At 67.6% G+C, this 7,176-nt stretch carries 6 protein-coding genes; 4 read left to right on the top strand and 2 right to left on the bottom strand.

The window, feature by feature from the left end; genetic code table 11:
- Positions 1-361: transposase (locus AC07M7_RS09590; protein WP_495207262.1), on the top strand; the 361-nt coding region annotated here is incomplete at its 5' end.
- Positions 362-590: 229 nt separating this feature from the next.
- Here AC07M7_RS09590 and AC07M7_RS09585 read toward each other — a convergent pair.
- Positions 591-1,025, bottom strand: coding sequence for a VOC family protein (locus AC07M7_RS09585; RefSeq protein WP_014037567.1), 435 nt, complete (start codon positions 1,023-1,025; stop codon positions 591-593).
- A gap of 338 nt (positions 1,026-1,363) precedes the next feature.
- Between AC07M7_RS09585 and AC07M7_RS09580 the strand changes: the two genes are divergently transcribed.
- Positions 1,364-4,159, top strand: a complete 2,796-nt coding sequence (locus AC07M7_RS09580) for a beta-glucosidase family protein (RefSeq protein WP_495207261.1) — start codon at positions 1,364-1,366, stop codon at positions 4,157-4,159.
- 103 nt (positions 4,160-4,262) lie between these two features.
- On the opposite strand, the gene AC07M7_RS09575 is transcribed toward AC07M7_RS09580, so the two are convergent.
- Positions 4,263-5,159: a LysR family transcriptional regulator gene (locus tag AC07M7_RS09575; RefSeq protein WP_428710210.1), complete on the bottom strand. Its 897-nt coding sequence runs from the start codon at positions 5,157-5,159 to the stop codon at positions 4,263-4,265.
- 105 nt (positions 5,160-5,264) lie between these two features.
- Between AC07M7_RS09575 and AC07M7_RS09570 the strand changes: the two genes are divergently transcribed.
- Together AC07M7_RS09570 and AC07M7_RS09565 are read left to right on the top strand one after the other, a co-directional pair.
- The gene (locus AC07M7_RS09570) at positions 5,265-6,623 is read left to right on the top strand and encodes an MFS transporter (protein ID WP_495207260.1); all 1,359 of its coding nucleotides are present in this window, start codon (positions 5,265-5,267) and stop codon (positions 6,621-6,623) included.
- On the top strand, positions 6,623-7,009 hold the full coding sequence (locus tag AC07M7_RS09565; RefSeq protein WP_495207259.1) for a DUF4440 domain-containing protein: 387 nt from the start codon (positions 6,623-6,625) through the stop codon (positions 7,007-7,009). Before AC07M7_RS09570 ends, AC07M7_RS09565 begins: the two co-directional genes overlap by 1 nt.
- The last annotated feature ends 167 nt before the right edge of the window (positions 7,010-7,176 follow it).

Below are 7,176 nucleotides of genomic sequence, written 5' to 3'. Positions count from 1 at the left end.
GCGTGACTTTGCCAAGCTCAAAGGTGCCGGCCCGGTGTTGATGGCAACCCTGGCCTGCGAGCTCCCGGAGCTGGGCAGGCTCAGCGGGAAAGCCATCTCGGCCTTGGTAGGGGTTGCCCCCATGAACCGCGAAAGCGGCACCTGGAAAGGGAGACGGAGCATCAGCGGTGGCCGCGCCGTTGTACGCGAAGCGCTCTACATGGCGGCGCTGACGGCCAAACGCTATGAGCCTCGGCTCAAGGAATTTTTTGAATCCCTCGTCAAGCAGGGCAAGGTGGCTTTGGTCGCGGTGATGCGCAAGATGCTGGTGATCCTCAACGCCCGCAAAAGGGATGCGGAGGCCCAGATGGCCCCCGCCTGACAAGACAGTTGCTACAGCAGGCTGTGCAGGGAATTGTCGAAGGCGGGGTGGGTCCGGTTGCGGGGGCGTGAGCGCCATGGATGGCGCGACCGAGGCTACATGGATGTACTTGCGCCGTCCCCCGCAACCGGACCCACTCCGCCACCCCACAGGAGCCCAGCTTTCGCTTCTGCTGTTGCTTCGGCCGTTGCCTCTGCGGGTGCCGGGCGCAGCCCGGCCGTGCGTACCCTCACCGCCCGTGCGGGTCGGGCCGGTGATGCACGTACTCGACCACGGTGCCATCAGGATGCACCGCGTTGAATGCCGCCCCGGTGGGCACCACCTGCAACGGGAAGATGATCTCGGCGCCGGCCGCCACCAGCTTGTCGTGATAGGGCCGAACGTCGTCGACCAGCAGCGTCCCCGTGGTCGAAGTGAACGGCGCCAGCGCCTCATCGCACCCTTCGATCAGCAGGAATGCACCGACCATCGCCAGGCGCAGGCCGGCATCGGGAAACGGAAAGCCCGCATCGGCCACCACGCCCTGCAGCTGCTCGTAGAAGGCCACGCTGCGCTCCAGCTCGCCCGGGGCAACGAATACCCGGATCAGCACGCGGGGACTGCGCTGGCTGGAGGTATCACAGCGGTCGCGCCAGAGGTGATCGAAGTCGCGGTGTATGTTCATGGGCGGGGTTCAGGGCCGGTGACAACCCATTATCGGCAGCCCCGCGCGGCGCGCTGATGACTGCCGGTGATGGCCTGATAACCGACCGTCGCGGTCGCCCTGTGACTTAGGTCCTGTTGACAGGTGTGAACGCCCTCGCACAATCTTCACATGATTGGGTCGCCCTGCGCGGCCCGGACAGGCAGGTTGTCACGCCGGGAGGAGGGTCCCAGGCGCAGACCGGCCCGTCCTTCGGCCTGCGGGACGTTGCCTGGCAACCCCTGCGCGGCATGAACGCTGCACCCTTCGGCGGCACTTTCCCTGGACCGATTGCCTTGGCAACGGAATTACGCCTGCCGATGAAAACGTTTACAAAGCCGCTTGCACTGTCCCTGGCCCTGTCTGCCGCACTGGCCGCCCCGGCCTGGGCCGACCCAGCCGCGTTCACTGTGTTGACCCTGGAACAGGCCCCGACCGCCGAGGCGATGCCGGCCCTGGCCGCCCAGCTGAAGACCCTGCAGGTGGACGCGGTGAGCGTGCGCCAGGTGCAGCGTGGCATCGGCCAGGTCGATCCGCTGCAGCTGTTGGCCGATGGGCTGGGCTATGAGTACCGCTTCATTTCCACCGGCAAGGATGACGGCCAGACCCAGCACGGGCAGGCGGTACTGACCCGGCTGCCGATCGCGGCCGAATCCGGTCCCGACCAGCCGGGCCTGAACTACCTGCGCCTGGACGATGGCCGCCACACCGTAGCCGTCTACACCGATGCTGGTGCAGGCGCCGCACAGCTTCCGGCACTGGTCACGCGTTCGCGGCTGGGCGCACCGGCGGTGCTGCTCGGCGCGGTGGCCGGTGAATCGGCCAAGGCCGCAGGCTTCGATCCGGCGCGTGTCGCGTTGGAGGCCGATGCCAGCTACTTCAGCGATGGTTTCCAAGGCGCCAGCAGCGTGCCGTTCAAGGTGGAAGGCAGCGCCCTGCGTGCCACGTTGCTGACCCTGGCCTATGCCGCAGACAAGGGGGGTGAACGGCCATGGATGGACACTGCGCTCACCGCCGACGCGCGCGCTGCGCTGCTGCTGAAGGTGATGACCGAAGACGAGAAGTTCCAGATGCTGCACAGCTACTTCGGGCTGGGCAAGGATGGCGGCAAGCTGCCGGAAGGTGCGGTGGGTTCGGCCGGCTTCGTGCCGGAAGTAGCGCGCCTGGGCATTCCGTCGCAGCAGTCGGCCGATGCTGGCGTCGGCGTGACCAATCCGGGTGGCATCCGCCCGGGTGATTTCGCCACGGCAATGCCGTCGGGCCCGTCCACCGCCTCCACCTGGAACCGTGCGGTTGCCTTTGCCGGTGGTGCAACCATGGGCCGCGAAGCGTGGCAGCAGCGCTTCAACATCCTGCTGTCCGGCAGCGTCAACCTGCAGCGCGACCCGCGCAACGGCCGCAACTTCGAATATGCCGGTGAAGATCCGCTGCTGGCCGGCTCGATGGTCGGCGCGCTGATCCAGGGCGTGCAGAGCCAGCACGTGATCTCGTCGATGAAGCATTTCGCGCTGAACGACATGGAGACCCGCCGCAACTTCCACGACGTACGCATCGGCGAACAGGCCATGCACGAGTCGGACCTGCTGGCCTTCGAGATCGCGCTGGAAGCCGGGCGACCGGGCGTGGCGATGTGCTCGTACAACAAGATCAACGGCACCTACGGCTGCGAGAACGGCTACCTGATGAACCAGGTGCTGAAGCAGGAATGGAAGTTCCCCGGTTTCGTGATGTCCGACTGGGGCGGCGTACACAGCGGTTCGAAGGCGGCGCTGGCCGGCCTGGACCAGCAGTCGGCCGGTGAAGTGTTCGACGCGGCCGTGTTCTTCGACGAACCGCTGCGCCTGGCCGTGCACGGTGGCGTGGTGCCGATGGAGCGCCTGAACGACATGGTGGCGCGCATCCTGCGCACGATGTTCCTGCACGGCAACTTCGACACCCCGCCGCAGCACCAGAAGGTGGACGCCGAGGCTGGCTTCGCCGTCGCCCAGCGCACGGTGGAAGAAGGCAGCGTGCTGCTGCGCAATGAAGGCAACCTGCTGCCGCTGGCCGACAGCGTGAAGCGCATCGTCATCATCGGCGGCCACGCCGACAAGGGCGTGATCGGTGGCGGTGGTTCGTCGATGGTGGGCGTGACCGCCAAGGGCACCAACGCGGTGCCGGGCGTGCTGCCGACCACCTGGCCGGGCCCGGTGATCTTCCACCCGTCCTCGCCGCTGGAATCGCTGCGTGCGGCGCGTCCGGACGCGACCATCGAGTATGTGGACGGCACCAATGCCGCCGCTGCGGCCAAGGCTGCTGCGCAGGCCGACGTGGCCATCGTGTTCGCCACCCAGTGGGCCGCCGAATCGGTGGATCTGCCGGACATGCAGCTGCCGGACAACCAGGATGCACTGATCTCGGCGGTGGCCAAGGCCAACCCGAAGACCGTGCTGGTGCTGGAAACCAACGGCCCGGTGCGCACGCCGTGGCTGGCGCAGGTGCCGGCGATGCTGCAGGCCTGGTACCCGGGTATCCGCGGTGGCGAAGGCATTGCCGCACTGCTGACCGGCCAGGTCAATCCGTCCGGCCGCCTGCCGGTGACCTGGGTGACGGATGAATCGCAGTTGCCGCGCCCGCACATCGACGGCCTCGGCTTCAAGCCGGCCAAGCCGTTCGGTGATGTGTTCGATTTCGATATCGAAGGTGCCAACGTCGGCTACAAGTGGATGGCGGCCAAGGGCCTGACCCCGACCTTCGCGTTCGGCCACGGCCTGTCCTACACCTCGTTCGCCTATGAAAACCTGAAGGTGAGCGTGGAAGGCTCGCGCCTGGTCGCCAGCGTCGACATCCGCAACACCGGCAAGCGCGCCGGTGCCGACGTGGCCCAGCTGTACCTGAAGCTGCCGGCCGGCAGCACCACGCCGATCCGACTGATTGGCTATGACAAGGTGCAGCTGCAGCCGGGCGAACAGCGCCGCATCCGCATCGAAGCCGAGCCGAAGACCCTGGCCCACTACGATGCACAGGCCCGCCAGTGGAAGATCGATGGCGGCACCTACCAGGTGCAGCTGTCGCGCAACGCCGCCGAACCGCTGCAGAGCGTGGACGTGCAGCTGCTGGAGCAGGTGCTGCGCTGAAGCTTGAAGGCATGGCCCCGCAAGGGGCCATGCAAAGAAAAAGGGGACGGAGGGGATTAAGTCGTTTATGCATAAACGACTTAATCCCCTCCGTCCCCTTTTTTCAGGTGACAAACCACCCGCGCAGGAAGTCGATCAGCTGCCGCACCTTCGGCGAGGGCTGCGTGCTGTGTGGGTAGACCGCGTACACGCTCTGCAGCGGGAATCGATGCTGACGCAGCACCGGACGCAGCCGGTCCTGGGCCAGATCGTCCTCGATCAACCAGCGTGGCAGCACGGTGACGCCGGCACCGGCCACGGCGAAGGCGCGCAGGCTGCTGGCGCCATCCACGCGCACCACCGCATTGCCCGGGTTGGTGGCAAACAGTGCGTCGCTGCCGTCGGGCGCGACCACCGGCACGTCGGCCAGGCGCGGATAGCCGAGCCGGGGCAGGGTGCCCAGCTGCACGGGGTCGTCGGCAGCATCGACAGAGGACAGGCGGGCCAGCAGGGACGGAGCCGCCACCGCGGATAGTGGATGGCGTTCCAGTTCGCTGGCATGCAGCCCTGAGTCCGGCAGGCGGCCGAGGCGGATCGCCAGGTCGAAGCGTTCGGGAATCAGGTCGGCCGGTGCCGGTGAGGTCGACAGGTGCAGCTGCAGGGCCGGATGCCGCGCACGGAACGCCTCCAACGCAGGAATCAAGCGTAGCTGGGCGTACTCCGGCGTAGTGGTCAGGCGCAGCACGCCCTGCAGCTGGTGCTGGTCGCGGCGCGCGGCATCGATCGCCGCCTGCGCGGCATCCAGCGCCTGCACGCAGTGTTGGAGGAACTGTTCGCCGGCCTCGGTCAGGGCCAGGTGGCGCGTACTGCGCAGCAACAGGGTCACGCCCAGCTCCTGTTCCAGCCGCTTCAGGTTGAAGCTGACCACTGCGCGGCTCAGGCCCAGGCGGTCGGCGGCGGCGGTCAGGCTGCCGGCCTCGACCACGGCACGGAAGATATCGAAGCGATCGAGGCTGACCATGGTGATCCATTGTCAAAACAGGTTTGACAGTGTTGCAGCTGCCGTCGTGTTTTTACAACAAAGCACTGGCGGCATGCTGGCCGCTTCCCTGCTGGAGCGCCACCGATGCCGTCCCCCCGCCTGCGCCATGAGGCGATCTTCCTGCTGGTGTTCGCCCTGGATCTGGTCAACATGTTCATCGCCACGGTGGCCTATCCGGCGCTGGCAGCGGAGCTGCACGCCGACATCGGCACGCTTGCCTGGGTGGGCACCGCCTACATGCTGGGCCTGAGCGTGGTGATTCCGCTGGCGCCCTGGCTGGCCGCGCGCTGTGGTGAACGCCGCTTGCTGCTGGCGGCGTTGCTGCTGTTCGCTGCCTCCGCCGTATTGGCCGGGGCTGCGCCGGATATCGGCTGGCTGCTCGGGTGGAGGCTGCTGCAGGGCCTGGCCGGTGGCCTGCTGATTCCGGTGGCACAGGCGGCAGCGTACCGGCACTGCACGCCCGACCAACGTGGCGCGCTGACCCGCCGCATCCTGCTGGTGGCGCTGCTGGTGCCGGCACTGGCGCCCGCGCTCGGTGGGCTGCTGGTGCAGTGGTTGTCCTGGCGCGGTGTGCTGTGGGCCAGCCTGCCGCTGGCGGTGGCGGCAATCGGGCTGGTGCTGGCGTGGATGCCGGCCGATGACGCGCGTAGCGCACCTCGCCTGCAGGCCTATGCGCTGTCCACCGCGATGCTGGCGCTGGGCGCGCTGCTGCTGGCGCTGACCTGGCTGGGCGAACCCGGCCATCGGGCCGCGGGTGCCGTACTGCTGCTGATCGCATTGCTGCTGGCGGCGGCCCACCTGCGCCACGCACGCAGGCAGGCGCAGCCACTGCTGCGCTGGTCGCTGCTGCCCCATCCCGGGCTGCGGCTGGCGATGCTGGTCTATCTGGCCGTACCCGGTGTGTTCATCGGCAGCCAGCTGGTCAGCACCCTGCAGCTGCACCAGGCGGGTTACAGCGCGGCACGCATCGGTGGGTTGATGCTGCCGTGGGCGCTGGCCTCGGCCATTGCGATCACAGCCAGCAAGCGCCTGCTGGCCCGTTTCGGCGCAGCCAGGGTGTTGCGTGCAGGTATGGTCCTGCAGGCCAGCGGCCTGCTGTTGATGGCGCTGCTGCCGCAGCCGCACGTCGCCTTGGCCGGGCTGCTGTTCGCGCTGATGGGTGCCGGCGGCAGCCTGTGCAGCAGTACGGCGCAGACGCTGGCCTTCCATGGTGTGGAGGGTGAGGCGCTGGGTGACGCAAGTGCCCTCTGGAATCTCAATCGCCAGCTCAGCTTCTGCCTCGGTACTGCCGCCATTGCGCTGCTGCTGGCACTGGCCATGCAATGGCTGCCGTCCCACGCCACCGGCGTGGCGCTGGGTCTGGCCGCGGTACTGACACTGTTGCCGATGGCGCTGCTGCGCCGACCGCAGTTGCTCACTCTTTCACAACCGGAGAACACCTGATGGCTGCCACCGCAGAACAAGAAGTCCACCTCCTGCACGACAAGCTGCAGACCTGGTTCCGTGCCGACGCCGGCACCGACGCGCTGGAGGATCTGATGGCGCATTTCTGCGCGGACTTCAGCATGGTCGGCATCGCGGGTCGCAGGCTGGACCGGAATGCCGTGCAGGCACTGTTCGCGGGCGGCCATGGCGCGCGTCCAGGGCTGCAGATTTCCATCGAAGCCGTGCAGGCGGTGGATGCGCCTTCGCCGCTGGCGGTGCTGCGCTATCGCGAAGGGCATTCGATCGATGGCGGCAAACCCGCATGGCGGGAGTCGCTGGCGGTGCTTCTGCAGGAAGCAGGGCGCTGGCGCTGGCTGGCGCTGCATGAGGTTCAAGCAGGTTGATGGATCCGCCGGGCATGGCCCGGCGCTACCCTATGACCCGCGCGATGGGTAGCGCCAGGCCATGCCCGGCGAGCGCAGCGGCAGTGAGCGGCACATGTGCCATCAGTCCTGCCCGTATCCACCGCAGAATGCAAAGCCCGCCCACACTTCACGGCGCAGGGCAGGAG

Source organism: Stenotrophomonas sp. GW821-FHT09E08 (genome assembly GCF_059416125.1).
Note: the sequence above shows the minus strand (reverse complement) of the source record. Positions and strands in the feature narration are given on the sequence as shown.